The 24,596-nt window shown below is 71.4% G+C and carries 27 protein-coding genes; 15 read left to right on the top strand and 12 right to left on the bottom strand.

The genetic code is table 11. The features are described from left to right. Positions 1 to 3 precede the first annotated feature (3 nt). The 4 genes from EES42_RS37535 to hemL all read right to left on the bottom strand — a co-directional run bounded on the left by EES42_RS37535 (position 4) and on the right by hemL (position 4,256). Positions 4 to 615, bottom strand: a complete 612-nt coding sequence (locus EES42_RS37535; protein WP_124722693.1) for a TlpA family protein disulfide reductase — start codon at positions 613 to 615, stop codon at positions 4 to 6. A 67-nt stretch (positions 616 to 682) separates the two neighbouring features. Next, positions 683 to 1,933, bottom strand: coding sequence for a polysaccharide deacetylase family protein (locus tag EES42_RS37530; RefSeq protein WP_124722692.1), 1,251 nt, complete (start codon positions 1,931 to 1,933; stop codon positions 683 to 685). A 308-nt stretch (positions 1,934 to 2,241) separates the two neighbouring features. Then, positions 2,242 to 2,952: a histidine phosphatase family protein gene (locus EES42_RS37525; RefSeq protein ID WP_124722691.1), complete on the bottom strand. Its 711-nt coding sequence runs from the start codon at positions 2,950 to 2,952 to the stop codon at positions 2,242 to 2,244. After that, the gene (hemL, locus tag EES42_RS37520) at positions 2,949 to 4,256 is read right to left on the bottom strand and encodes a glutamate-1-semialdehyde 2,1-aminomutase (RefSeq protein ID WP_124722690.1); all 1,308 of its coding nucleotides are present in this window, start codon (positions 4,254 to 4,256) and stop codon (positions 2,949 to 2,951) included. Before hemL ends, EES42_RS37525 begins: the two co-directional genes overlap by 4 nt. Before the next feature lie 138 nt (positions 4,257 to 4,394). Here hemL and EES42_RS37510 point away from each other — a divergent pair, with 138 nt between their 5' ends. Further along, complete coding sequence (locus tag EES42_RS37510) at positions 4,395 to 4,985, top strand: hypothetical protein (protein WP_124722689.1); 591 nt, start codon at positions 4,395 to 4,397, stop codon at positions 4,983 to 4,985. A gap of 55 nt (positions 4,986 to 5,040) precedes the next feature. On the opposite strand, the gene EES42_RS37505 is transcribed toward EES42_RS37510, so the two are convergent. Then, positions 5,041 to 5,904: a helix-turn-helix transcriptional regulator gene (locus EES42_RS37505; RefSeq protein ID WP_124722688.1), complete on the bottom strand. Its 864-nt coding sequence runs from the start codon at positions 5,902 to 5,904 to the stop codon at positions 5,041 to 5,043. A gap of 136 nt (positions 5,905 to 6,040) precedes the next feature. After that, on the bottom strand, positions 6,041 to 6,598 hold the full coding sequence (locus EES42_RS37500; RefSeq protein WP_124722687.1) for an NAD(P)H-dependent oxidoreductase: 558 nt from the start codon (positions 6,596 to 6,598) through the stop codon (positions 6,041 to 6,043). 163 nt (positions 6,599 to 6,761) lie between these two features. On the opposite strand from EES42_RS37500, the gene EES42_RS37495 reads away from it, so the two are divergent. Next, on the top strand, positions 6,762 to 7,430 hold the full coding sequence (locus EES42_RS37495) for a TetR/AcrR family transcriptional regulator (protein ID WP_124722686.1): 669 nt from the start codon (positions 6,762 to 6,764) through the stop codon (positions 7,428 to 7,430). 61 nt (positions 7,431 to 7,491) lie between these two features. Here the strand turns inward: EES42_RS37495 and EES42_RS37490 are convergent, their stop codons facing one another. Further along, a complete protein-coding gene (locus tag EES42_RS37490; RefSeq protein ID WP_206433791.1) occupies positions 7,492 to 8,418 on the bottom strand; it encodes a universal stress protein in 927 nt (308 codons plus the stop codon). Between the two features lie 165 nt (positions 8,419 to 8,583). On the opposite strand from EES42_RS37490, the gene EES42_RS37485 reads away from it, so the two are divergent. From EES42_RS37485 to EES42_RS37470, 4 genes are all read left to right on the top strand, one after another. Next, positions 8,584 to 9,585 (top strand): Acg family FMN-binding oxidoreductase, encoded by a 1,002-nt coding sequence (locus EES42_RS37485; RefSeq protein ID WP_124722685.1) that lies wholly within the window; start codon positions 8,584 to 8,586, stop codon positions 9,583 to 9,585. 18 nt (positions 9,586 to 9,603) lie between these two features. Next, the gene (locus EES42_RS37480) at positions 9,604 to 10,572 is read left to right on the top strand and encodes a universal stress protein (RefSeq protein WP_124722684.1); all 969 of its coding nucleotides are present in this window, start codon (positions 9,604 to 9,606) and stop codon (positions 10,570 to 10,572) included. A 90-nt stretch (positions 10,573 to 10,662) separates the two neighbouring features. After that, the gene (locus EES42_RS37475) at positions 10,663 to 11,811 is read left to right on the top strand and encodes a hypothetical protein (protein WP_124722683.1); all 1,149 of its coding nucleotides are present in this window, start codon (positions 10,663 to 10,665) and stop codon (positions 11,809 to 11,811) included. 153 nt (positions 11,812 to 11,964) lie between these two features. Continuing rightward, positions 11,965 to 12,303, top strand: coding sequence for a hypothetical protein (locus tag EES42_RS37470; RefSeq protein ID WP_124722682.1), 339 nt, complete (start codon positions 11,965 to 11,967; stop codon positions 12,301 to 12,303). On the opposite strand, the gene EES42_RS37465 is transcribed toward EES42_RS37470, so the two are convergent. After that, positions 12,236 to 12,808 carry a TIGR03086 family metal-binding protein gene (locus EES42_RS37465; RefSeq protein ID WP_124722681.1) on the bottom strand — a complete coding sequence of 191 codons (573 nt, stop codon included), beginning with the start codon at positions 12,806 to 12,808 and terminating at the stop codon, positions 12,236 to 12,238. The genes EES42_RS37470 and EES42_RS37465 overlap by 68 nt on opposite strands. A gap of 90 nt (positions 12,809 to 12,898) precedes the next feature. Between EES42_RS37465 and EES42_RS37460 the strand changes: the two genes are divergently transcribed. The 4 genes from EES42_RS37460 to EES42_RS37445 all read left to right on the top strand — a co-directional run bounded on the left by EES42_RS37460 (position 12,899) and on the right by EES42_RS37445 (position 16,114). Beyond that, positions 12,899 to 13,699, top strand: coding sequence for a helix-turn-helix domain-containing protein (locus EES42_RS37460; protein ID WP_206433790.1), 801 nt, complete (start codon positions 12,899 to 12,901; stop codon positions 13,697 to 13,699). Positions 13,700 to 13,750: 51 nt separating this feature from the next. Next, the gene (locus tag EES42_RS37455; RefSeq protein ID WP_124722680.1) at positions 13,751 to 14,284 is read left to right on the top strand and encodes a GNAT family N-acetyltransferase; all 534 of its coding nucleotides are present in this window, start codon (positions 13,751 to 13,753) and stop codon (positions 14,282 to 14,284) included. A gap of 147 nt (positions 14,285 to 14,431) precedes the next feature. Beyond that, entirely contained in the window at positions 14,432 to 15,286 is an 855-nt protein-coding gene (locus tag EES42_RS37450) for an NAD(P)H-binding protein (protein WP_124722679.1), read from the top strand. An 84-nt stretch (positions 15,287 to 15,370) separates the two neighbouring features. Then, positions 15,371 to 16,114: a Mut7-C RNAse domain-containing protein gene (locus tag EES42_RS37445; protein ID WP_124722678.1), complete on the top strand. Its 744-nt coding sequence runs from the start codon at positions 15,371 to 15,373 to the stop codon at positions 16,112 to 16,114. Positions 16,115 to 16,141: 27 nt separating this feature from the next. Here EES42_RS37445 and EES42_RS37440 read toward each other — a convergent pair whose 3' ends face one another. Then, positions 16,142 to 16,630: a MarR family winged helix-turn-helix transcriptional regulator gene (locus tag EES42_RS37440; protein WP_124722677.1), complete on the bottom strand. Its 489-nt coding sequence runs from the start codon at positions 16,628 to 16,630 to the stop codon at positions 16,142 to 16,144. Between the two features lie 140 nt (positions 16,631 to 16,770). Then, entirely contained in the window at positions 16,771 to 17,343 is a 573-nt protein-coding gene (locus EES42_RS37435; protein WP_124722676.1) for a TetR/AcrR family transcriptional regulator, read from the bottom strand. 125 nt (positions 17,344 to 17,468) lie between these two features. On the opposite strand from EES42_RS37435, the gene EES42_RS37430 reads away from it, so the two are divergent. Then, positions 17,469 to 18,944 (top strand): FAD-dependent monooxygenase, encoded by a 1,476-nt coding sequence (locus EES42_RS37430; protein WP_124722675.1) that lies wholly within the window; start codon positions 17,469 to 17,471, stop codon positions 18,942 to 18,944. Positions 18,945 to 18,996: 52 nt separating this feature from the next. On the opposite strand, the gene EES42_RS37425 is transcribed toward EES42_RS37430, so the two are convergent. After that, entirely contained in the window at positions 18,997 to 19,620 is a 624-nt protein-coding gene (locus tag EES42_RS37425) for a hypothetical protein (protein ID WP_124722674.1), read from the bottom strand. Between the two features lie 85 nt (positions 19,621 to 19,705). Here EES42_RS37425 and EES42_RS37420 point away from each other — a divergent pair, with 85 nt between their 5' ends. Both EES42_RS37420 and EES42_RS37415 read left to right on the top strand, forming a co-directional pair. Continuing rightward, positions 19,706 to 20,041, top strand: coding sequence for a YnfA family protein (locus EES42_RS37420; protein ID WP_124722673.1), 336 nt, complete (start codon positions 19,706 to 19,708; stop codon positions 20,039 to 20,041). Between the two features lie 56 nt (positions 20,042 to 20,097). Continuing rightward, a complete protein-coding gene (locus EES42_RS37415) occupies positions 20,098 to 20,856 on the top strand; it encodes an SDR family NAD(P)-dependent oxidoreductase (RefSeq protein WP_124722672.1) in 759 nt (252 codons plus the stop codon). 176 nt (positions 20,857 to 21,032) lie between these two features. Here the strand turns inward: EES42_RS37415 and EES42_RS37410 are convergent, their stop codons facing one another. Then, entirely contained in the window at positions 21,033 to 22,226 is a 1,194-nt protein-coding gene (locus EES42_RS37410) for an RtcB family protein (RefSeq protein ID WP_124722671.1), read from the bottom strand. Positions 22,227 to 22,396: 170 nt separating this feature from the next. Here EES42_RS37410 and EES42_RS37405 point away from each other — a divergent pair, with 170 nt between their 5' ends. Beyond that, entirely contained in the window at positions 22,397 to 23,311 is a 915-nt protein-coding gene (locus tag EES42_RS37405) for a DUF3558 domain-containing protein (RefSeq protein WP_124722670.1), read from the top strand. 199 nt (positions 23,312 to 23,510) lie between these two features. Beyond that, positions 23,511 to 24,398, top strand: a complete 888-nt coding sequence (locus EES42_RS37400; RefSeq protein WP_124722669.1) for a DUF3558 family protein — start codon at positions 23,511 to 23,513, stop codon at positions 24,396 to 24,398. The last annotated feature ends 198 nt before the right edge of the window (positions 24,399 to 24,596 follow it).

The following is a 24,596-nucleotide window of genomic DNA, read 5'->3' as shown; positions in this document are numbered from 1 at the left end:
TGATCACTTCTCCGCCATCAGCGGGTCGATCATCTTGTGCAGCTGGTCGGAGTCGAGCGCCGCCAGCGAACGGGCGGCGATCTTCCCGTCCCGGTCCAGCACCACGGTCGACGGGATGGCCTGCGGACGCAGCGTGCCCTTGGGGAAGCGCAGCATGAGCTTGCCGGTCGGGTCGTAGAGGCTCGGGTACGGGACTCCGTAGTCCTTCTCGAAGCTCACCGCGGGGCCCTTCTGGGCGTCCCGCGTGTTGATCCCGACGAACTGGATGTCCTTGCCCTTCATCTCCCGCGCGACCCGCGAGAAGTACTGGGCCTCAAGACGGCAGGGCCCGCACCAGGAGCCCCACATGTTCAGCACGACGACCTTGCCCTTGTAGTCGGCGACGTCGAGCTGCTTGCCGTCGAGGGTCTCGCCGTTCAGCGTCGGGGCGGCCTTGCGGTCGCCCTTGTCCACGGTCGAGATGCCGCCACTGCCCGTGACGAAGTTCGTGTTGCCACCGCCTCCGGCCTTGTTGCCGTCCCCGCCGCACGCGGTCAGCGTGAGGGCGAGGGCGACGGCCGCAGCGGGGGCGGCGAGCAGGGTGAAGCGGCGTCGGGGTGCGCGGCCATAGCTCATGTGAAAAGTTTCGCATGGCGGTTCCGGCGATCTCGGGCACCCCCCTCGGTGCCCGTAAAGCCCGTTGTCAGGCTTGTTTAAAGAAGGCGTTCCAGCCGCCTTCGGGCGACTGACCGACCTGCAGTGTGCGGAGCTTGTCGAGCACGGCCGGGGTCTGGACGTCGAGCCAGTCGACGAACTGCCGGAAGGAGACGAGGCGCACATCCGGCTTCCCCGCGATTTTCTTGAGCACTTCCTCGACGGCGTCCATGTAGATGCCGCCGTTCCACTCCTCGAAGTGGTTTCCGATGTAGAAGGGCGCGCGATTCGACGAGTACGCGCGGTTGAAACCGGCGAGGTACGACTGGGTGGCCTGCTCACGCCATTCGGGATAGCGCGAGGGCATGCCCTTGGTCGAATTCAGCGACTGGTTGGCGAGGATGTTGTAGTCCATCGAGAGGACCTCGAAGGTGTGCCCGGGGAAGGGCATCGCCTGGAGCGGCAGGTCCCAGACCCCCTCCCGCTTCTTGGGCCAGACCTGGGTGCCGCCGGGCGAGCTGGCGTCGTAGCGCCAGCCGAGCTTGCTCGCCGTGGGCAGCAGATTCTCCTGGCCGAGCAGACAGGGGGCGCGGCCGCCGATCAGTTCCTTGCGGTAGTCGAAAGGCAGCGGATCTAGGTCGGTCCAGCCGGTGTTCGTGCGCCATTCGGTGACGAAGGAGACCGCCTGATCGATTTCGTCGCGCCACTGCGCGGACGACCAGTTGGCGACCGATCCGGAACCGCTGCAGAAATGCCCGTTGAAGTGGGTGCCGATCTCGTGGCCGTCGAGCCATGCCTGCCGGACGTTCTTCAGTGTCTCCTTGATGTGACCGTCGGTGAGATATCCGATGTCGGAGGCGCCGACGGGGTTGTTGGGCGGCCGGTACATCGACTTCTTCGACTCGGGCAGCAGATAGAGCCCGGACAGGAAGAAGGTCATCGCCGCGTCATGATCCTTGGCGAGTTCCAGAAAGCGCGGGAAGAGTCCGTTGCCGACCTCGCCGGCACCGTCCCAGGAGAAGATCACGAACTGCGGCGGCGTCTGCCCGGGTTCGAGCGGCACCGGCTTGGCGGGCTGGTGCGGCTGCTTTCCGGTGTCCGCGGTGGAACCGTCCCCGATCTTCCTGACGTCCTTCTTCGCGGGCCCGGTCCCCCGGGTGGCCTCGTCGGCCCCCTTCTCCCCCGTGGTCCCCGACCGGCCCGAGTCGGAGGAGCCGAAGGCGCCGCAGCCCGCCACCCCGATCGCGGCAGCGGCCCCCAGCCCGGCTCCGAGCAGACCCCTTCGGCTGATGTCGCGCATGATTACCCCATCTGCGGTCGTTTTGCCTCAAGTCCATACAAACTGGCGAAGGCTTAGATGGCGGAATCAACACGGGGGTTCCGCGAATTAGCACATGATTCTTTGCGAGACCAGACCCGGACCATGACCGAACACATGACCTAGCAGGTGGAGCGGGGCGGGAGCAGCGCTCGACCGCCGCCGGGAAAAGCCGATCGCCGGACGGGCCGCGGATCGGGCCAGTCCGGCGATCGAGGACACATCAGTGACCGGGCCACGCGGGGGGGCGCTTCATGGCACCGTGCCCCACCCCACCGGCCTCCGGCCGGCTACGCGCCGAACGCCTTCGACTTCCCCTTCACCGGCTTCGCCCCGGCCCGCAGGTGCGCCGGCACCAGGTCCCGGGCCGGCTCCGAGTACCCGACCGACACGATCTTGTCGCCCTGGTACGTGAAGCTGGTCAGCGAGGCGAGGGTGCACTGCCGCTTGCGCGGGTCGTGCCAGAGCCGCCGCCGCTCGACGAAGCTGCGCACGATCCAGATCGGCAGCTGGTGGCTGACGCACACCGCCTCGTGGCCGCGGGCCGCGTCGCGCGCCGTGTCCAGCGCGCCCATCATCCGTACGACCTGCTCGATGTACGGCTCGCCCCACGACGGGCGGAACGGGTTCGTCAGGTGCTTCCAGTTGTCCGGCTTGCGCAGCGCGCCGTCGCCGACGCCGAAGGTCTTGCCCTCGAAGACGTTGGCCGCCTCGATGAGCCGGGCGTCGGTGGCCAGGTCCAGGCCGTGCGTCTTGGCGATCGGTGTGGCCGTCTCCTGGGCGCGCTCCAGCGGCGAGGCGACGACATGGGTGATGTCGCGGCCGGCCAGGTGCTCGGCGACCCGGTCGGCCATCTGCCGGCCGAGCTCGGAGAGGTGGTAGCCGGGGCGGCGCCCGTAGAGCACGCCGTCGGGGTTGTGCACCTCGCCGTGCCGCATCAGATGGACGACGGTGACGTCCTTGCGGCTTCCGTCGTCCTTTCGGTTTCCGTTCTCGCTCATGCGGTGGCCTCCGAGGCGGCGCGGGCGGCGGCGGGCAGGGCGGCGGCGATGCGCTCGACGGCCTGCGCGTCGTGGGCGGTGGAGACGAACCAGGACTCGAAGGCCGACGGCGGGAGGTAGACGCCCTGCGACAGCAGCGAGTGGAAGAAGGCGGTGAAGCGGAAAGCTTCCTGCTGCTTCGCGTCCTCGTAGTTCCGCACCGGCCGGTCGGTGAAGAAGACGGAGAACATGTTGCTCGCCGCCTGCACGGTGTGCGCCACGCCCTCCTTGGCCAGCGCCTCGCTGACCAGGCCCCGGATCTCCGCGGAGACCGCGTCGACCTTGGCGTACGCCGCGTCGTCGAGCAGTCGCAGCTGGGCGAGACCGGCGGCGGTCGCGACGGGGTTCCCGGACAGGGTGCCCGCCTGGTAGACGGGGCCGGCCGGGGCGAGGTGCGCCATCACGTCCGCGCGCCCGCCGAACGCCGCGGCCGGGAAGCCGCCGCCCATGACCTTGCCGAAGGTCATCAGGTCGGGCCGCACCCCGTCGACGCCGAACCAGCCGGCCTTCGACGTACGGAATCCGGTCATGACCTCGTCGGAGATGTAGAGCGCGCCGTTGGCCGCGCAGAGCTCCTTGAGCCCGGCGTTGAAACCGTCCAGCGGCGGCACGACGCCCATGTTGCCCGGCGACGCCTCGGTGATCACACAGGCGATCTCGCCGGGGTGCGCGGCGAACGCCTCGCGGACGGCGGCCAGGTCGTTGTACGGCAGCACGATCGTGTCGCCGGCCTGCGCACCGGTGACCCCCGGGGTGTCCGGGAGGCCGAAGGTCGCGACCCCGGAACCGGCGGCGGCGAGCAGCGCGTCGACGTGGCCGTGGTAGCAGCCGGCGAACTTCACCACCTTGGCCCGGCCGGTGAATCCGCGGGCCAGGCGGATCGCGGACATGGTCGCCTCGGTGCCGGACGACACCAGCCGCACCTGCTCCACGGGCTCGATCCGGGCCACGATCTCCTCGGCGAGCGCGACCTCGCCCTCACCGGGCGTACCGAACGAGGTGCCGCGGGCGACGGCCTCCTGGACTGCGGCGATGACCTCCGGGTGGGAGTGGCCGAGGATCATCGGCCCCCACGAACACACGAGGTCGACGTACTCACGGCCGTCGGCGTCGGTGAGGTACGGACCGGTGCCGGACACCATGAAGCGGGGCGTACCGCCCACGGCCCGGAAGGCACGTACGGGAGAGTTCACGCCGCCGGGCGTCACGAGGGACGCGCGGTCGAAAAGCGTCTGCGAAACTGGGGCGTCATAGGGAAAGCTCACACAAGCCATGGTGTCAGAGCCACGGACGGTCTTGCGGACTGGTGTTTCACCGCACGCCCGTGGGGGAGGTCACTGACACGATGATCGGGTTGCGCGGCGGGGGCTGTGTCTCCTAAGTAGTAGTCGGGTGGATGAGATATGCATCGCGGTGGCGGAGTGGGCGAAGGGACCGACGACCTGGGGCCCGAGCCTGCCCGGCGGGGTCGGCACCGGCGTGAGGCGGAGCGCGAGCAGGGCATACGGGCCGGTGGGGCGCAGGGTGGCGGAGCCGGAAGCAGGAGTGGTGGCCGGGTGGGGGTGACCTACAAGTACTTCGGTGCCCCCGACGGGGCCACCGCGGCACGCGTGCCCATTTCGATGCGCCCCGAGGAGCTCGGCGGTGACGAGCTGGGCATGGGCGGCATGTTCACCAAGATCAAGCCCGAGACGGTGGCGGCGATGGTCCTCACCGGAATACAGGGCATACCGCTGCACAAGGTCCCGCCGCTCGAACTGGTGGTGCTGCACCCCGACTACGCGGTGGTCAAGCTTCCGATGACGGTCGTCGACCCGCTGCGCGGCGTCGGCGAGGAGTCGGTGGGCGCCGCGGCGTTCATCTGGTCCACGGTCCCGGACCGCGGCGGCCCGCGCGACGCGTTCAACGTCTACCAGCTCCTGCACGAGTGGCAGGACTTCTCGCACCGCCTGCACGACGCGGGACATCAGGCGTACTGCCTGGTGTGGCCCTGATCCCGGGCCCGTTCCGTACCGCGGGGCCGCCGTCCGGCGACGGAGCGGCGGCGGGTCAGCCGGTGGTGCCGGGGGCAGGCTGCCGGGAGCCGGCGGACCAGGAGGCGAGGAAGCGCAGCCCTTCGTGGGAGGGGGTGCCGGGCTCGGCGGTCCAGACGATCAGCTGCTGGTCGGGGTCGGTGCTCGCGGTGAGCGTGTCCCAGTCCAGGCTGAGGGTTCCGGCGACGGGGTGGTGGAGCTCCTTGGTGCCGACGCTGCGACCGGTGACGTGGTGCGCGGCCCACCACTGGCGGAACTTCGGGTCCTGTACGGAGAGTTCGCCGACGAGGGCGGTCAGCCGGGGGTCGTCGGGGTACTTGGCTGCTTCCATGCGCAATTGGGCGGTGCGGGCGACGGTCTCCCAGTCGGCGTACAGCGTCCGCATGGCCGGGTCGGTGAAGACCAGCCGGATGCAATTGCGGTGTTCCTCCGGAACCTTCGAGAAATCGGTGACCGGGGCGGCGGCGAGGGAGTTCCAGGCGAGAATGTCCATGCGGCGGCCCAGCACAACGGCCGGGGTGACGGCGAGGTCGTCGAGCAGCCGCTGCAATTGCGGCTGGATCTTCTGCCGGGTACGCCGCCGGGGCCGGGCGGGCGTCCGGCCGGCCAGGCCGAAGAGGTAGTCGCGCTGGTCGTCGTCCAGCCGCAGGACCCGGGCCAGGGCGGACAGGACCGGGGCCGACGCCTGGATGCGGCCCTGTTCGAGGCGGGTGTAGTAGTCGGTGCTGATCGCGACGAGCCGCGCCACTTCCTCCCGCCGCAGACCCGGCACCCGCCGGGGCCCGCCGGTGTCGGGCAGTCCCGCGCTCCGCGGGCTGATCTCGGAGCGCCGGGCCTTGAGGAACTCCCCCAGCTCATCGAGGTGTGCGTCGCGGGCCATGTGCCCAGTGTGGCACCGGCTCCCCGCCGTACAGGGGGACCGTTCCATCCCTGCCGTGACCTGCGCGAAAACAGCGGCGCGCGGCTGCGACGCGGCGTCCTCGCCCGCCTCGCGGCCGCGCGCACGGCGCGGAGGATCAGGCAGCCGCAGAGGCGGCCGAGTGCACCTTGCCGAGCACCTCGGTGAGCGCGGTGACGACCTCGGCGTCGTCGGCCGGGTGGGTGTCGGCGAAGCGCGTCACGGAGCCGGGGATGGACAGCTTGACGTCCTCCAGGACCACGGCGCCCGCGATGCCGACGGACTTGCGGGCGTCGTCCTGCGCCCAGACGCCGCCGTACTGGCCGAAGGCGGTGCCGACCACGGCGACCGGCTTGCCGGAGATGGCGCCGGCGCCGTACGGGCGGGACAGCCAGTCGATGGCGTTCTTCAGGACGGCCGGCATGGTGCCGTTGTACTCGGGCGAGAAGAGCAGGAACGCGTCGGCCTGACCCGCCACCTCACGCAGCCGGGCGGCGGCGGCCGGAACGCCTCCCTCGACGTCGGTGTCCTCGTTGTAGAAGGGCACCTCGGCCAGGCCCTCGAACAGCTCGATGTCGACGCCCGAGGGGGCGTGCTTGGCGGCGGCTTCGGCGAGCTGGCGGTTGTGCGAACCGGCGCGGAGGCTGCCGACGAGCGCGAGGATGCGTACAGACATGAGGAACTCCCGGGGAGGCGGAGAGGCAGGTACAACGGGCGCACCGAGCGAACGCACCGATGGCGCCGAGCAGATCGGGTCAAGCGGACCGTGGTCCGTTTAAAGTTGTACCACCTAAACGGACCGCGGTCCACTTGTCCTTTCCGGGCGCTACGCTGAAACCATGACCGGCCCCGATATCCCTCCGACGCCGAGGCTGCCCGCACCGCTGCCCGAACCAGGGGCTGCGCGGACGAATCTCCCGCTCGCCCCGATCGACGAGCCCCCACAGCTGCGGGCCGACGCGGCACGCAACCGCACGCTCCTGCTCGACGCCGCTTCCCGGCTGCTGACCGGATGCGGGGCGGCGGACCTGACCATGGAGTCGGTGGCCGCCGCGGCGGGGGTGGGCAAGGGAACCGTCTTCCGGCGCTTCGGCGACCGGGCCGGACTCCTGCTCGCGCTCCTGGACCACCGGGAGAAGCAGCTCCAGGCCGCCTTCCTCTCCGGCCCGCCGCCGCTGGGCCCGGACGCCCCCGCGGCGGAACGGCTGCACGCCTTCGGGCCCGCCGTGCTGCGCCACGAACGCGATCACCACGCGCTGATCCTGGCCAGCCGGACCGACCCGCTGCGCAACTACGCCGTCCCGGCGCTCCGGCTGCGCCTCAACCACCTCGCGATGCTGCTGCGGCAGACGAAGGTGCCCGGCGATCCGGAGCTGCTCGCCCACACCCTGCTGGCCTCCGTCGACACCGCCCTCGTCCACCACCTCACCACCGAGCGCGGCATGGATCCGGAGCACCTGGAGGAAGCCTGGCACCACCTGGTCAACCGCCTCGGGGCAACCGTCTGAGACCGGTCGGGACGCGTAGTCCCCCATGGCCGGTCGGGGGCGCGTAGTCCCCTACGGCCGCTCAGGCCGCCGCCGGCGGTGGCGCCTGCGGTACGACGGCCACCGGCGCCGGGCAGTGGTGCAGGACCGCGTGGGCGACGTGCCCGATGCGCGGCTGTCCGGGCCTGCGCGGGGTCGCCCGGCGGCCGACGACCACGAGCCCGGCCCCTGCCCCGGCCTCCGACAGCAGCCGGGCCGGCCGCCCGATCCCGGGCTCCTCGGCCACCTCGACGGCCGGGTACCGCTCGCGCCACGGCGCCAGCGCGGCCCGCATCGATTCGGCGACCCGGTCGATCGCCTCGGCCCGCCGGCCCTCGTCGTCACCGATGCCGTGCCCGAAGTAGGGCGGCGGATTCCAGCCATTGATCACCCGCAACGGCGCCGACCGGACGGCGGCGGCCGCGAAGCCGAACCGGATCGTCTCGTCGCCGGGGCTGCTCAGGTCGATGCCGAGCACCACGGCACCGTCATCCGCCTCCGACGCCCCACCGTCACCGTCAGCACCGCCCGCTTCCCCGCCCTCGCCCTCGCCCTCATAGGCACGTACGAGGACGACCGGCCGCTCGGTGTGCGCGACGGTCGCCATCGCCACGGACCCCAGCAGGAATCCGGCGAGCGGGCCGAGCCCGGTGCTCCCGAGGGCCAGCAGTTCGCTCTCCTTCGCGGCCTCGCACAGCACCTCGGGCGGCGGACCGGTGAGCCGGTCGGCGGTGACGTCCAGGCCCGGGTAGCGGCGCCGCAGCTCCGCGGCGGTCTCCTCCGGCACCCGTATGGACCACTGCTCGGGCATTTCGCTGCCGGCCAGGGGCGCGTACGAGAACGGCTGCCACTCCCACGCGCTCACCAGCCGCAACGGCAGACCTCTCAGTACCGCCTCACGGGCGCCCCAGTCCGCCGCGGCCATGCTCGCGGGCGTCCCGTTCAGGCCTACGGTCACGGGGACGGTCATGATCCACCTCCGGTGCGCGAAGTTCCGCCGCCACCCTCCCCTGCCTCCCTTCCACGATCCCCCACCCGACGGGATCCCGGAAACCCGGACCTTCTCCCGTACCGTCGCGGCGGCACTTGATACATGCTGGAGAGACATCGACAGTTCCCGAACCGCGGGGGTCAGATGTCCGCCCAGACGCTCACCGACACGGTGGTGGCCGACCTCGTGGCCGACGCCACCGCCGCACCGTCCATGCACAACGCCCAGCCCTGGCTCTTCCGCTACACACGCGGCGACCGCACCCTCGCCCTCCGGGCCGACTTCGAGCGCGCGATGCCGGCGGCCGACCCCACCACCCGCGCCCTGCACGTGGGCTGCGGCGCGGCCCTGCTGAACCTGCGGGTGTCCGCCGCCCACCACGGCTTGGCCGCGGCCACCACCCTGCTGCCCGCCCCGTCCGATCCGGCGTTCCTGGCCGCCGTACGCCTGGACGCCGGCCCCGACGCCCCGCGCGACCGGGCCGACGAGGCGCTCCGCGCCCTCCACCCCGCGATCGCGGACCGGCACACCAGCCGCTACCCGTTCGACGAGCAGCCGATCCCCGACGAGGTCCGCGCCCGCCTCGTGAGCGCGGCCCGTACCGAGGGTGCGGACCTCGCGTTCCTGGTCCCGCCGCATCTGGAGACCGTGCTCGACCTGATCCGGGACGCCGAGGGGTACGACCGCGGCGACCCGGCGCGGGAGGCCGAGCAGGAGCACTGGACCCGGTTCACGAAGACCGACGCGCCGGTCGACGGGATCCCCGACTACGCCTTCGGCCCGCGCGACGCCTCCGAGCGGGCGACCAACCGCGACTTCACCGGCACCGGCGCCCCGGCGGGCCGGGCCCGCGTCCTTTTCGAGCGACGGCCGCAACTGGCCCTGCTGTCCACCACGGACGACCGCCCGGCGGACTGGCTCCGCGCGGGCCAGGCGCTGGAACGCGTCCTGCTCACCGCCACGCTGGACTCGGTGTCCACCTCGTTCGCGACCCAGCCCGTCGAATGGCCTGACCTGCGCTGGGTCCTGCGCGACCCCGTCCACGGCACGGGGAACCCCCAGATGATCATCCGCATGGGATACGGGCCCACCGGTCCGCGAACGCCGCGCCGCCGCCTGGACCGGGTGCTGACGATCGAACCGTAGAGAAAGGCGGTGGGCGCGATGGGGCTCCCGGTGGTCGTCGGGGTGGACGGATCGGAGGGCAGTCTGCGCGCCCTGGACTGGGCCGCGGCCGAGGCGTCACGCTCCCGGCTCCCGCTGCGCGTCGTGCACGCGTCGCTGTGGGAGCACTACGAGGGCCTGCGGCCCACCGTGGACGCCGGGGTGCCCGGCGAACAGCTCCTCGCCGAGCATCTGGTCGCCTCGGCCCGGGACCGGGTGCGCGACCTCAGACCCGAGGTGAGCGTGGTGGCCGACGTGCAGCCCGAGGACCCGGTGGCCGCCCTCGTCCAGGAGAGCCACGAGGCGTCACTCGTCGTACTGGGCTCGCGGGGCCGGGGCCGGATCGCCGGAATGCTCCTGGGGTCCGTGGGGCTGGCGCTGGCCGGCCGGTCGCACTGCCCGGTCGTGGTGATCCCGGCGAGGCAGCCGGGCGCACCGCCGAAACCCGGCCGCATCGTCGTCGGGATCAGCGATGACGCCGGTCCCTCGGCCGCCGCCGTCTTCGCCCTGGCCCAGGCCGCGTCGCGACACGGCGAGCTCACCGCCGTACGCGCCTGGCGCCGCCCCGCGCACGCGCTCCTGACCCATCCGCCCCTCCCGGGCGCCCCCGCTTCCACCCAGCGCCGACAGGCCGAGGAACACCTGGACGAGGTCCTGAAGGGCCTGGAAACCCTGGAGAACCGGAAGAAACGACAGCAGGCGCAGGAGCCACGAGGGACACAAGGTGCGCAGGAGCCACAGGGAGCTCCCGGCCAGGACGGCTCCGAAACCGTCGTCGTCCACCGCTCCGTCGCACAGGGCCCGGCCCACCAGGTACTGATCGAAGCCGCCGACAACGCGGAACTCCTGGTCGTCGGCGCCCGGCGCGGCAGCGGATGGCACGGACTCCAACTGGGCCCGGTCAACCACGCGGTGCTGCACTACTCACCCTGCCCGGTCGCCATCGTCCCGGACACGTACCAGGGCTGAGGCCGCCGCCCCGGCACCCACCGACCGGCCTTACGGTTCTCCCCGTACCGCATACCGATGCACTCACGCACGAGGGGGAGGGCCCGTCCCATGGCCGACGCCGCAGCCGCACGCCTTGTCACCACGCTCGCCGCACCGCTGGACCACGTACGGAAAACGGCGGACGCCCCGCACCTCCTGCACTGGCCGGACGCACGGCCCGGTTCCGACGACGGGCCGTCAGCAGGACTCCGGCGCCTGCTCGTCCAGCGCGGCGACACCGAGCTGATCGCCGTCGACCCCGGCGATCCGGACGCGGCGCCGGTCCGTTTCCCCGCCCCCTGGCCCCGCGGCTTCGGGACCTGCACGGTGGCGCCGGGCGGCGGCCTCGCGGTCTTCGCCGGGGTGCACGCGGTGCGCGCGGTGGATCCGTCGGGGGCGGTGCGCTGGGAGGTGGCGCACGGCTGCTGGGAGGGCAGCTGCCGCACCCTGCACACCACGTACGAGGAGTACGCGGCCGACCGCCGGCATCTGTACGCGGACAGCGGCTCGGCCGTGTTCTCCGCGGACGGGACGCTCGTCTGGGCCCATATCCGCGGCCCCGTCGCCGCATCCGGCCCCGATCCGGAGGCGCTGGACGAGTGGCTGGTCATCGACGCCGCCGACGGACGGGTGCTCGGCCGGGCGGAGACCGGGACGGTGGCGGCCGGCTCCGACCATGTCCCGCATCCCGACCCCGCCCGGATGGGGCTGTGTGTCGGCGAGGGCCAGGACGGGGTGCCGCTGCGGTGGGGCCGGTGGGACGGCGCGAAGCTCTCCGTCGAGCAGTTCTGCGACGACGAACGGATCCTGACGGGGGTGAGCCCTTCGGGAGACCGCTTCCTGACGGTGACTCACTACGAGGAGACGCTCGGCGTGCACCGGATCGACGACGGTTCCGTACTCTCCGAACTCGACACCGAGCACGTCGTCCCGCGCCATCCCGAAGCCGATCCCGACGACGGGGACGCCGACGAGACGATCTGGGACTACGAGTGCGGCTTCCTCGACGAGGAGACCGTCATCGCCGGTACGTCGGAGCGGGACGGGGAGTACGGCGAGCAGCGCCACTGGCTGGTGAGCACGGCCGGGGCGGGGATGCGGTTGACGGCGCAGGTCGCGTACCCGTTCCCGATATCGGGCGTGCCCACGGCGCTCGGCGACGGCACCTGGTACACGGTTTCGGAGGCGGGCGACGCACTGCACGTGTGGAGCCGGTAGACCGCCCTCGCACCCCACATCCGCATACCCGTCCCCGCCCGCATCCGGCCACTCCTCCCACTCATTGGCCGAAGACAGATCTTCAGCCGGCCCGGCGAACCTGCCGATGCAGAGGAGACCTGCCTTGGTCCCGTGCGTGCGAGGAGGTCTGCCGTGGGCGACGCCCTGCTGGCCCTGTCCATCCTGGTGCTGGTCTTCGCCTGCGGCATCTACGCGGCGTGCGAGAGCTGGTGGCGGCGACGGCGCCCGGCGCCCCCGTGTACCGGCAGGCCGGGCCACCGGGCGGCCCGGCAGGCCGAGAGCGCGATGCTGGTGGATGCCGAGGCCGTCGTCGACACCGCGTTCGCCGGCCTGGACGGCCTCTACGACACGCCGGAGGCACCGGAGGGCGAGGCCCCGGACCCTCGCCCTCCGGCCGCCGGCGTCAGGCGCCGGGCGGCCGCCAGCCGGGATCCCGGCCGGTCAGCGCCAGCACCTCGTCGAAGGGGCTAGCCCCGTCCGGCACGGGGTAGGGCTCGCCGAAGACCTTCGCCTCCCGGGCCATCGGAGCCATCGCGGCCAGCGCGGGACCGATCTCGTCGAGTACGGACCGGTCCGGGGCGAACTCCTGGCCGGTGGCCCGCGCCAGGTCCCAGGCGTGGACGGTCAGATCGCCCAGCACCATGTTCCCGACGGTCCTGGCCGGAAGCCCCATGGCCCCCGTGGTCCCCTCGTCCGCGCCGGGCACGGCCCAGGCCGCCACCAGCCCGGCCGCCTCCTCGCCGAACCGGGCCCGCCAGTCCCCGGTGACGATGTCCGGCGTCGTACCGAAGTCGACCTCCTGCCTGGCCGCCAGGGCCTGGAAGTTGACGACCACTTGGAAGAGATGGCTGATCAGGGCCCGTACGTCGTACTCCGCGCACGGAGTGGGGGCGTCGAGGCCGTCGTCGTCGATCCCGTCCAGCACCGCCACGGCCGGTCCGACGGCCATGGCCAGCAACTCACTGATCTTCGTCATCCTCCGACGATGCACGCCCGGGCGGCCGGGCGCTTGAAGAAACGCGACACCTCCGCGCCCCGGCCGTCCACGGATCGTAGGATCGCCGCCATGGCCGGTCCTCGACGCGACACCCGGGGCATCGTCGACGCCCCCGAACTCTTCGCCCAGGTACGTTTCCGCCGCCGCGAGCCCGCCGCCGGGCTGCGGCCGTACGTGGAGCACTACTGGCTCATCGACTGGGACCTGTCGCAGCCGTACGCCTCCCATGTGGTGCCGCACCCGTCCGTGAACCTGGTCTTCCAGCGGTTCGAGGGCGCGGACGATTTCGTGGAGGTCTCGGGCATCGGGCTGGAGCTCTTCACGCAGAAGCTGGAGGGCCGGGGCCGGGTCTGCGGGGTGCAGTTCCGGCCCGGAGGATTCCGGCCGTTCGCACCGGACCGGCCGGTCTCGGAGTGGACGGGGCGGCGGCTTCCCGCCGACGAGGTGTTCACCCCGCCCGCCCCGCCGTCGGACGTCCTCGGCCCGGCCGACGAGGACGCACGGGTGGCGGCGCTCGACCGGTACCTGCTGGCGCTCGGCCCGGCGGCGGACCCGCAGGCCGAACGCGCGATGGCGCTGGCCGACCTGGTGCGCACGGACCGCACGGTGCGCCGGGTCGACGGACTCGCCCGCGCCGAAGGGCTGTCGCCGCGCTCGCTCCAGCGGCTCTTCGCCTCGTACGTCGGCGTCGGCCCCAAGTGGGTCATCCTCCGCTACCGCATCCACGAGGCCCTGGAGCGGGCGGAGTCGGACCCGCAGGTGGACTGGGCGGCGCTCGCGGCGGAGCTCGGCTACAGCGACCAGGCCCACCTGATCAGGGACTTCACCGCCACGGTCGGCGTGCCCCCGACGGCGTTCGCCCCGCGCTGACCGCCCGTTGACGCTCCTGCTGCTGTCAGTGCCGCGTCCTACAGTTCCGGTATGGAACGCGCCGCTTCATCTTCCGTACGGATCGATGCCTGGTCGGACGCAGACCTGGAGCTGCTCCGCCGCGCCAACGCACCTGAGCTGATTGACCACTTGGGCGGCCCCGAGACGGAGGAGCAGCTCATAGCGCGCCACGGGCGTTACATGGAGCTGAGCGCGGACCGCACGGGCCGGGGCAGGATGTTCCGCATCGCGCTGACGGACGGGGCCGAGGCGGTGGGCACGATCGGCTTCTGGGAGCGGACCTGGCAGGGCCAGGAGGTGTACGAGACGGGGTGGGCCGTCCTCCCCGGGTACCAGGGCCTGGGCATCGCGACAGCCGCGACGAGGGCAGTCGCCGAGCAGGCCCGCGCCGAGCGCAAGCACCGCTTCCTGCACGCCTACCCGTCCGTGGAGAACGGCGCGTCGAACGCGGTGTGCCGCAAGGCGGGCTTCGCCCTGATCGGCGAGTGCGACTTCGAGTACCCGCCCGGCCATGCGCTGCTGACGAACGACTGGCGGCTCGACCTCGGACACTTCGCCTCGTAGCCGTGCGAAAACGTTTGACGGCCCGGTGCCGTTGCTGGATATTTATCTGCGTCACGCAGCTTATTTGCGTCGCAGCTTTTTCGTACCGCCGTCATATGCGTACCGCAGTCATGTTCGCCGCACGCCCGCAGAGGGGATTCCTGCGCCATGCACACTCTCGTCACCGGATGCCGGGGCCGTATCGGCTCCACGCTCGTCTCACTGCTGCACCGCGACGGTCACGCCGTCCGCGCGGCCTCGCGCACGCCCGAAAGCCTTGCCGCCACGGCCGAAGCGCTGCCCGCCGGGGTGCCCGTCGTGGCCTGCGATCTCGGCGATCCGGCCACCTTCGGGGCCGCTCTCGACGGCATCGACGCCGTCTTCCTCTACGCCGACCCGTCCGGCATCGACGCCTTCCTCGCCGCCGCCGAGACCGCCGGGGTGGGCCACATCGTGCTGCTCTCCTCCAGTTCGGTCCTGGCCCCGGACGCCCAGGACAACCCGATCGCCGCCTCCCACCACGCGGTGGAGCAGGCCCTGATCGCCTCGCCCCTCACCACGACGCTGCTCCGTCCGGGGGCCTTCGCGAGCAACGCGTACCAGTGGGCGCAGCCGGTACGGGCCAACGGCTCCGTCGACCTCCCCTACCCCGACAGCCACTCCAGCCTGATCGATCCGACGGACATCGCCGAGGCCGCCCTGGCCGTGCTCACCGAGCCCCGGCTGCAAGGCGCGGCGTACCACCTGACCGGCCCCGAATCGCTCACCGCAGCCGAGCAGGTCGGCGCGCTGGCGGCGGCGTCCGGGCACCCCGTCGCCGTCAACACCGTGACCGGAGCCGCCTGGAAGGAATCCATGTCCGCCTTCATGCCCGGTCCGGTCGCCGACGGGCTGCTCGCGTACATGGCCGCTCTGGACGGCGTCCCGGACGAGGTGACGGGCGACATCGAGAAGCTGACCGGTCACCCGGCCCGCACCTTCGCCGCCTGGGCCGAGGAGAACGCCGCGGCTTTCCGCCCCTGAGCAGCGAGACTCCCCGCGCGGCGAAACCACCTGAGCGGCGAAACCCCCTGGCTGGCACACCCCGGCCGATGACATCCTGGCAGGGTGAACGGACCGGAGATCCACCTCGAAGTCGCCCCCGAGCTGCGGCTCTTCGTCGCACACGAACGCCGCCGGGGACGCACGGCCGTGACAACGGACGGCTCGTCCACCCTCGGCCATGTCGTGGAGTCGCTCGGCATCCCGCTCACCGAGGCCGGAGAGATCCTGGTCGACGGCCGGCCCGTGCCGGTCTCACACATCCCGGGGGACGGCGAACTGGTCGAGGTCCGCGCCGTGGCACGCCCCCAGCAGATCCCGGGCGCGCCCCTGCGGTTCCTGCTCGACGTCCACCTCGGCACCCTGGCCCGACGGCTGCGACTGCTGGGTGTCGACGCGGCGTACGAGAGCGAGGACATCGGCGATCCCGCGCTGGCCGCCCGGTCGGCACAGGAGCGGCGCGTACTGCTCTCACGGGACCGCGGGCTGCTGCACCGGCGCGAGATCTGGGCCGGGGCGTACGTCTACAGCGACCGCCCGGAGAACCAACTCCGCGATGTGCTGGAGCGGTTCGCCCCGCAGCTCGCCCCGTGGACCAGGTGCACCGCCTGCAACGGCCCACTGAAGGCGGCCGACAAGGACATGGTCAGCGATCAGCTGGAGCACGGCACCCGGAGCTCGTACGACGTCTTCGCGCAGTGCACGGAGTGCGACCGCGTCTACTGGCGGGGCGCCCACCACTCCCATCTGGAGGCGATCGTCACGAAGGCCATCCGGGAATTCGCGCCCACATCGGCAGACGGCGCGTAGCCCCGCCGCCCGGCCGGCCGTCGGCCGTCACGCACCGCCGGCGGCCTCCCGCAGCGACTCGACCTGCAGCGCGCTCAGCTCGACCGTCCGCCGCATATGGGCGATGAGCAGGGCCACTTCATCGTCGTCGTACGCCTCGAACATCGCCGCCCACGCCCCGTTCAGCCGCTCCCAGACCGCACCGATCTCCACCATCCGTTCCGGCACGGTCGTGACGAGCACCCGTCGCCGGTCGACGGTGTCCCGCTCGCGCGTCACGTACCCGCCCCGCTCCAGCCGGTCGACCAGCCGGGTCGCCGACCCCGTGGTCAACCCGGTCAGCTCCGCGATGCGGCCCGTGGTGACCGGCGCCGCCTCCAGGCTGAGCAGGTTGAGGCACTGGAGATCGGTCGGGTGGAGCCGCAGATGGTCGGCGACGGCCTGGTTGAAGAGCGCGAAGGCGGCCATGTAGCGGCGTGACTCGACGGTCAGCTCGGCCATCAGCGCACCGCGGCCGGGCTGGGACTTCTGCGACATACGGAGAGTGTACGAAGCAGCCAAACCGCCTCGGCCCGGCCAGGTCGGGCCAGGTCAGGAGTGGTCCCGGCCAGGTCGGGTCAGGCCAGGACCTGCCAGGGGCGGTCCCGGCCGGGTCGGGGCAGGCCGCCCCGGCCCGGCTACGGCGTCTCGGCGGTCAGATAGCGCTGGACGGTGGGCGCGAGCCAGGCGATCACCTCGTCGCGCGACATCTCGACGGCGGGCCCGAACCGCAGCACATAACGCGCGAGCGCCATCCCGAGTATCTGCGAGGCGACGAGCACCGCACGGCGGGCCGCCTCGGCGGGGACGGGGCAGACCCCGGCCGTGACCGCGCCGATCTGCCCGGCGAAGATCGCCCTCATCCGCTCGGCGCCCGCCTCGTTGGTGACGCTGACCCTGAGCATGCCCGTGAGCACGTCGTCACCCTCCCAGCGGTCCAGGAAATGCCCGACCAGCACCGCACCCACGTGCTTGCCCGGCAACGCACCCAGCTCGGGGATCCGCAGGTCGATCGAGGAGGCGGCGACGAACAGACCCTCCTTGTTGCCGTAGTAGCGCATGACCATCGACGGGTCGATGTTCGCGTCGCGGGCGATGGCCCGGATGGTGGCGCGCTCGTACCCGTCGGCGGCGAACCGCTCGCGTGCGGCATCGAGGATCGCGGCCTTGGTGGCATCCGAGCGACGGGGTGCGGTGGCGGGCTCTGTCATGCCAACAAATGTAGGCCAACAAGCGTTGACATGCCAGTTCCGTCGGAGCTACCGTTGCCAACAAGCGTTGACCAACACTCGTTGGCATAGCGGCGACAGCTGCTGTACGGGCCCAGGAGGCAGTCATGACCACCACCCCGAGCACCGCACCCGAAACCGTCGACGTACTCATCGTGGGCGCCGGCCCCACCGGCCTGCTGCTGGCAGGGGACCTGGCCGCCCAGGGCATCTCCGTCACACTCGTCGAGCGCCGCCCGCACCGGACGAACAACATGACGCGCGCCTTCGCCGTGCATGCCCGCACGCTCGAACTGCTCGACAGCCGCGGCCTGGCCGACGAGCTGATCCGGAAGGGCACCCCCCTCACTTCCCTGCGCTTCTTCGGGAAGCTCTCGCTCGACCTCTCCCGGCTGCGCACCCGCTTCCCGTTCGTGCTGATCACCCCGCAGTACGAGGTGGAGCACCTGCTGGAGCGCCGGGCCCGCACCGCCGGCGTCCGCCTCCGGTACGAGACGGAGCTGACCTCGCTCCACCAGAACGCCGCGGCGGAATCCGTCACCGCCGAACTGCGCGAGGCGGACGGCAGCCGGACGACCCTCACAGCCCGCTATCTCGTCGGCACCGACGGAATGCGCAGCCCCGTGCGCCATGCGCTCGGGCTCCCCTTCCCCGGCAGATCGGTGATCCGGTCGATGGTCCTCGCCGATGTCCGGCTCACCGACGAGCCCTCCGACATCCTGACGGTCAGCGGCGAGGGAGACGCCTTCGCCTTCATCGCGCCCTTCGGCGACGGCTGGTACCGCGTGATGGGGTGGCACCGCGCACACCAGGCAGCCGACAGCGACCCCGTCGACCTCGACGAGCTGCGCGAGATCTGCCGCACCGCCCTCGGCACCGACTTCGGCATGCACGAAGCCCGCTGGATCTCCCGCTTCCACAGCGACGAACGCCAGGTCCCGTCCTACCGGACCGGCCGGGTCTTCCTCGCCGGGGACGCCGCCCATGTCCACTCCCCCGCGGGCGGCCAGGGCATGAACACCGGCCTCCAGGACGCGGCCAACCTCTCCTGGAAGCTCGCCGCCGTACTGCGGGGACACACGGCCGACCCCGAAGCGCTCCTCGACAGCTACCACGCCGAACGGCACCCGGTCGGCGCGAACGTGCTCCGTACCAGCGGCGCGCTCGTCCGCCTCGCCATGGCCCGCACCCCGCTCCAGCGGACGGTCAGGACCGTCACCTCCAAGACGCTGGCCACCGTCCGCCCGGCCTCGGACAAGGCCATCGGCATGGTCTCCGGCATCTCGATCGCCTACCGGGCCCCGCGCGGTGCGCATCCCCTGACCGCGAAGCGCGCCCCCGACCTGAGCCTCCGGGAGGGTCGCCTGCACCAACTGCTGCGCGACGGCACGTTCGTCCTGGTCACCCCCGACGGCACCGCCGCTCCGGCATCACCGGCATCACCGGCATCACCGGCCCCACTGGTGCACGCCCACTGGCAGGGCGACCGCACCACCACCCTGCTCGTCCGCCCCGACGGCTACATCGCCTGGGCGAGCGACCACCCCGACCCGGCGGCCCTGCGGGCCGCACTCGACCGATGAACACCGGGCCCGAACGACTCTCCCCGTCGCCCTCCGCGCCGCCCGCCGGGGTTCAGAACACGTACTCGTCGCCGGTGGCCGGGGCCAGCACCTTGTGGTCGTTGTTTCTGGGGTTCCGGTCGGTCGCTCCGCCGTTCCACAGGGTGTCGACCCGCACGACGACTTCGTCCGGCCGCCCGGCGAGCCGCAGTTCGAGGGCGAGCCGCCGCTCCTGCACCCCGTCGGCGCGCAGGCTGCCGGTCCGGCACAGCACGGTCCGCCGGTCGGCCCGCAGACAGCTCTGCGGAAGTTCCTGCCGTCCGGCGAGCGCCACCGAGATCCGCACGCGCACGGTCACTCCGGTCAGACTCGACGGGCCGTGGTTCTCGGTCCGCATCCGGACCTTGAGCCCCGCGCCCCACAGCAGGACATGCCCGTGGTGCGACACATCGGCCTCGGGCGCAATGCCCGCGAAAGGCTCGGGAAGAGCGGAGGCATCGGGAAGAGCGGAGGCCCCGCGGAGAGCGGAGGCATCGGAAAGAGCGGAGGCATCGGGACGGGCGGAAGCCCCGGGAAGCGCGGAGGGCGTCATGGCCGCGGAAGGCACGGCAGCCGCGGCCCCCGTCCCCAGCACCACACTCCCGGCCAACAGCGCCGTCGCGGAGACGGCTCGCGCAGCTCTCTGTGTCACTACCATGCCCCGAAGATACAGATCGCCCCGAATCATCCGTATTTACCGACCGGTTCGGCGCGCCTTTCTCCTCACATGACACGCTGACCTCATGTCGATCGCCCGATCCGTCGCTCTCTTCGTCGTCGCCGCGCTCTTCGAGATCGGGGGTGCCTGGCTGGTCTGGCAGGGCGTGCGCGAGCACCGGGGCTGGATCTGGATCGGGGCGGGCGTCATCGCGCTGGGCGTCTACGGCTTCGTCGCCACGCTTCAGCCGGACGGCGAGTTCGGCCGCATCCTCGCCGCGTACGGCGGGGTCTTCGTCGCCGGCTCGATCGCCTGGGGCATGGTCGCCGACGGCTACCGCCCCGACCGCTGGGACGTGATCGGCGCGCTGATCTGCCTGGCCGGCATGGCAGTGATCATGTACGCCCCCCGCAGCCACTGAACCCGGCACCTGCCTATCCTGACCCCCGTACCGACCAGCTGTCCGAGGAGTCCGCCATGGCCGCCACCCCGATCGCCGTCATCACCGGAGCGAGCAGCGGCATCGGTGCCGCGACCGCCCGACAGCTCGCCGCCGCCGGCTACCGCGTCGTGGTGACCGCCCGCCGCAAGGACCGCATCGAGGCGCTCGCCGCCGAGATCAACGAGGCGGGCCACCAGGCCACGGCCTACGAGCTGGACGTCACCGACCGCGATGCGGTGAACGAGTTCGCCACGGCGTTCCGTACCCTCGCCGTCCTCGTGAACAACGCGGGAGGGGCACTCGGGGCCGACCCCGTAGCCAGCGGCGACCCCGCCGACTGGCGCCAGATGTACGAGACCAACGTCATCGGCACGCTCAATGTCACCCAGGCCCTGCTCCCCGCCCTCACCGCGAGCGGCGACGGCACGGTGGTCATCCTCTCCTCCACCGCGGGCCTCTCCACGTACGAGGGCGGCGGCGGTTACGTGGCCGCCAAGCACGGCGAGCACGTCCTTGCCGAGACCCTCCGCCTGGAGATCGTCGGCACCCCGGTCCGCGTCATCGAGGTGGCTCCGGGCATGGTCAAGACCGAGGAGTTCGCCACCACCCGCTTCCGCGGCGACGCCGAGAAGGCCGCCAAGGTGTACGCGGGTGTCGACGCCCCCCTCACCGCCGACGACGTGGCCGACACCATCTCCTGGGCCGTCACCCGGCCCAGCCACGTCAACATCGACCTCCTGGTCGTCCGCCCCCGCGCCCAGGCCTCCAACTCCAAGGTCCACCGCACCGCCTGACCGGAACGGGCCGGAACGGGCCGGACGAGGCCCGACGAGGCCCGACGAGGCCCGACGAGGCCCGACGAGGCCCGACAGGAAGGGGCCCGGGACACACCACCCGCGTCCCGGGTCCCTCCGTCCACCGCGCGCGAAGAATCGGCGATGAGCCGACGATGAACCGATGAAGAACCGGTTCAGCCCTTCACGCACACGATCTGCTTGAGCTTGGCGACGACCTCCACCAGATCCCGCTGCTGCTCGATGACCTTCTCGATCGGCTTGTACGCGGCCGGAATCTCGTCCACGACGCCGGAGTCCTTACGGCACTCCACGCCCCGCGTCTGGTCCTCCAGGTCGCGCGTCGAGAAGCGCCGCTTCGCGGCGTTCCGGCTCATCTTCCGACCGGCGCCGTGCGAGGCCGAGTTGAACGACTTCTCGTTCCCGAGGCCCTTGACGATGTACGAACTGGTGCCCATCGACCCCGGGATGATCCCGAAGTCCCCGGACCCCGCGCGGATCGCGCCCTTCCGCGTGACCAGCAGGTCCATGCCCTCGTACCGCTCCTCCGCCACGTAGTTGTGGTGGCAGGAGATGACCGGCTCGAAGGTCACCTTGGCCTTCTTGAACTCCTTGCGGACCACGTTCTGGAAGAGCGCCATCATGATGGCCCGGTTGTGCTTCGCGTACTCCTGCGCCCAGAACAGGTCGTTCCGGTACGCCGCCATCTCCGGGGTGTCGGCGATGAACACCGCCAGGTCCCGGTCGATCAGGTCCTGGTTGTGCGGCAGCTTCTGCGCCTGCCCGATGTGGAAGTCGGCCAGTTCCTTGCCGATGTTCCGCGATCCGGAGTGCAGCATCAGCCAGACCGAACCCGCCTCGTCGAGACAGAACTCGATGAAGTGGTTGCCCGAACCGAGCGTCCCCATCTGCTTCGTGGCACGTTCCTGACGGAACTTGACCGCGTCGGCCACCCCGTCGAACCGCCCCCAGAAGTCGTCCCAGCCCGGCGCCCGGAAGCCGTACAGCCCGTCCGGCTCCACGGCGTCGTCGTGCATGCCCCGGCCCACCGGAATGGCCTGCTCGATGCTCGACCGCAGCCGGGACAGGTCGCCCGGCAGGTCATTGGCCGTCAGCGAGGTCTTCACCGCGGACATTCCGCAGCCGATGTCCACACCGACCGCCGCCGGACAGACCGCACCGTGCATCGCGATCACCGAACCGACCGTCGCGCCCTTGCCGAAATGGACGTCCGGCATGACGGCGAGACCCTTGATCCAGGGCAGCGTGGCCACATTGCGCAGCTGCCGCATCGCGACGTCCTCGACCGAGGCCGGGTCGGCCCACATGCGGATGGGAACCTTCGCCCCCGGCACCTCTACATAAGACATAGTTCCTCGATTCCCCCGAAAAGTCTGAAAGCGCAAAACCGGTGCCAAGGTCGGCAAATAAGTCGGTCGACCGGCATTCACAGCGGCGCGTGCGATACACATTGTGTCCATCGGTCGCCATCGGGCGGCAACCGTTTTTCGCACGAAGGGAGCCCAGGACCGTGCGACGAATGGCCTTCGTAACCGGCACCGCGCTACTGGCAGCGCTCGTCGTCGGCTGCAGCGCCGACTCCGGAACCGATGGTTCCGCAGCCGACAGCAAGCCTGGCGAGGAGACCGTCGCCGCCGCGGCCCCCGGCAAGTACCGCACCCTTCCCGAGCCTTGCCGCGCCGTCGAGACCTCGACACTGAAGGACCTGCTCCCGGGCGCCGCCGAACTCACCGAGGAACAGCAGCAGAAGGTGTACGGGGGCACCGCCTCCGTCACCTACGACACCGACCGCCGGGTCGGCTGCGGCTGGAAGTCCGAGGACCCCTCCTCCTCGCACACCCTGTTCATCGACTTCGAGCGCGTCGTGTCCTACGACCCCGCGGTGAGCGACGACGACCGTGCCCGCGAGGTGTACACGAAGAAGGAGACCGCCGCCGGACTGTCCTCCCCCTCCGCGACCCCCGACGCCGCGAAGAGCACGGAGAACGCGGCGGACAAGGAAGAGGGAGCCGAGAAGGACGCCGGGAAGGACGCCGGGAAGAAGCAGACGTCCGCCGCCTCCGACGACGCCTCCGACCCCACCTCGCACGCCCTGTCCGGCCCCACTCCCGAGGACGACGGCACCGACGCGGCGACCGACCCGAGCACCGGCGGCGAGAACACCGACGACGGCACCGGCACCCCGGACGAGAGCCTTCAGCCGCGCGTCCTCGACGACCTCGGCGACAGCGCATTTCTGGACGATCTGCTCACCCGGGCAGGTTCCACCGCACAGCACCGCACGGTGAAGGTGGTATTCCGCACATCGAACGTCATCGTGACCGTCGAGTACGCCGAGCAGCCGACCGTCTCCACCATGGTCCCCGACAGCAAGGAACTGCAGGAGAAGGCCCAGGCACTGGCCCGGAAGCTGGTCGAGAAGTTCAGCGAATGACCCGTCCCGGGCGCCCCTGACCCACGTCTTCCCCGACCACCGGGCCCCCGGCCGAGGCGGCATCCGGTCTCAGTCCGTCGTACCGTGGCCCTCCGGAAAACCCTCCGGAGCAGCTTCCGGGACACCCTCCGGAGCACCGGCCGACCACCCGCCCGACCACCTGGCAGCCCGCCCGCCGCGCCACCCGAGTGAAGGAACCATGCACCGTTCAGCCCCGCGACTCTCCCGCATACTCGCCTGCGCCGCCGTCCCGGTGATGCTCGTCGTCGCCGGCTGCTCGTCGGACTCCGGCGACAAGAAGGAATCGGGCTCGTCCGAGTCGTCCGCATCGCCGAGCGCGAGCAAGAAGGCGGAACCGACCGTCGAGCCCGCGAAGTTCGCCGCGCTGCCCGACCCGTGCAAGTCGATCACCAAGAAGACGGTCACGTCCCTGGTTCCCTCGGCGAAGTCCAAGAACGGCACGGCAGCCAAGTCCAGCGACATCACCTCCCGCGCCGGCTGCTCCTGGAACGGCCTCGACGACAACGGTGTGAAGGGCTCCCAGTACCGCTGGCTCGACGTCGGCTTCACCCGCTTCGAATCGGACCAGGCCCTGGGCAGCGGCGCCAAGCGCGCGCAGCAGGACTTCGCGAAGCAGGTCGACAAGGCGAAGGCGACCGAGGGCGCCAAGAAGGTCGTCGAAGCGCCCGCCGCGGGCATCGGGGACCAGGCGAGCACGATCGCCTACGACCTCAGCAAGACCGGCGAGGACTTCAAGTACGTGACGGTCGTGACCCGTACGGAGAACGTCGTCATCACCCTCACCTACAACGGTGCGGGCTACGCGGGCGCGAAGACCCCCTCCGCCGGCGACATCATGAAGGGCGCCGAGAAGGCGGCCAAGGAAGCGGTGGCCGCGGTCGCCGCCGGCACGGATTCGGGCGACAAGTCCGGCTCGGCCACGCCGGACGAGAAGGCCACGGACAAGGCGGGCGACCCCAAGTCCTCGGACGGCAAGACCGACGACGACAAGTCCGACGACACCAAGAAGTCGACGGACAAGAAGAAGACCTCCGCCCACAAGTCGACCGTCAAGACGGCCGGCTAGCGACACCCCGGCCCGTCCGACGAGCCGGACGCGCCCCACTCCCGAGGCGGCTTCACGAAGCCCGGTGCTCCCCCGAGCACCGGGCTTCGCCCCTCCCCGCGCAATGCCCCACGCCCCCATGTGCCAGGCTGTGCCCGCCAGAAGTCACAGCACGACGCCAGAACATGACGTCGGATACGGGAAACGGGGAGGGAACGC

The sequence above is a fragment of the Streptomyces sp. ADI95-17 genome, from assembly GCF_003846175.1.
Classification (GTDB): Bacteria; Actinomycetota; Actinomycetes; order Streptomycetales; family Streptomycetaceae; genus Streptomyces; species Streptomyces sanglieri.
The sequence above is the reverse complement of the archived record's forward strand: the minus strand, read 5'-3'. Positions and strand labels throughout refer to the sequence as shown.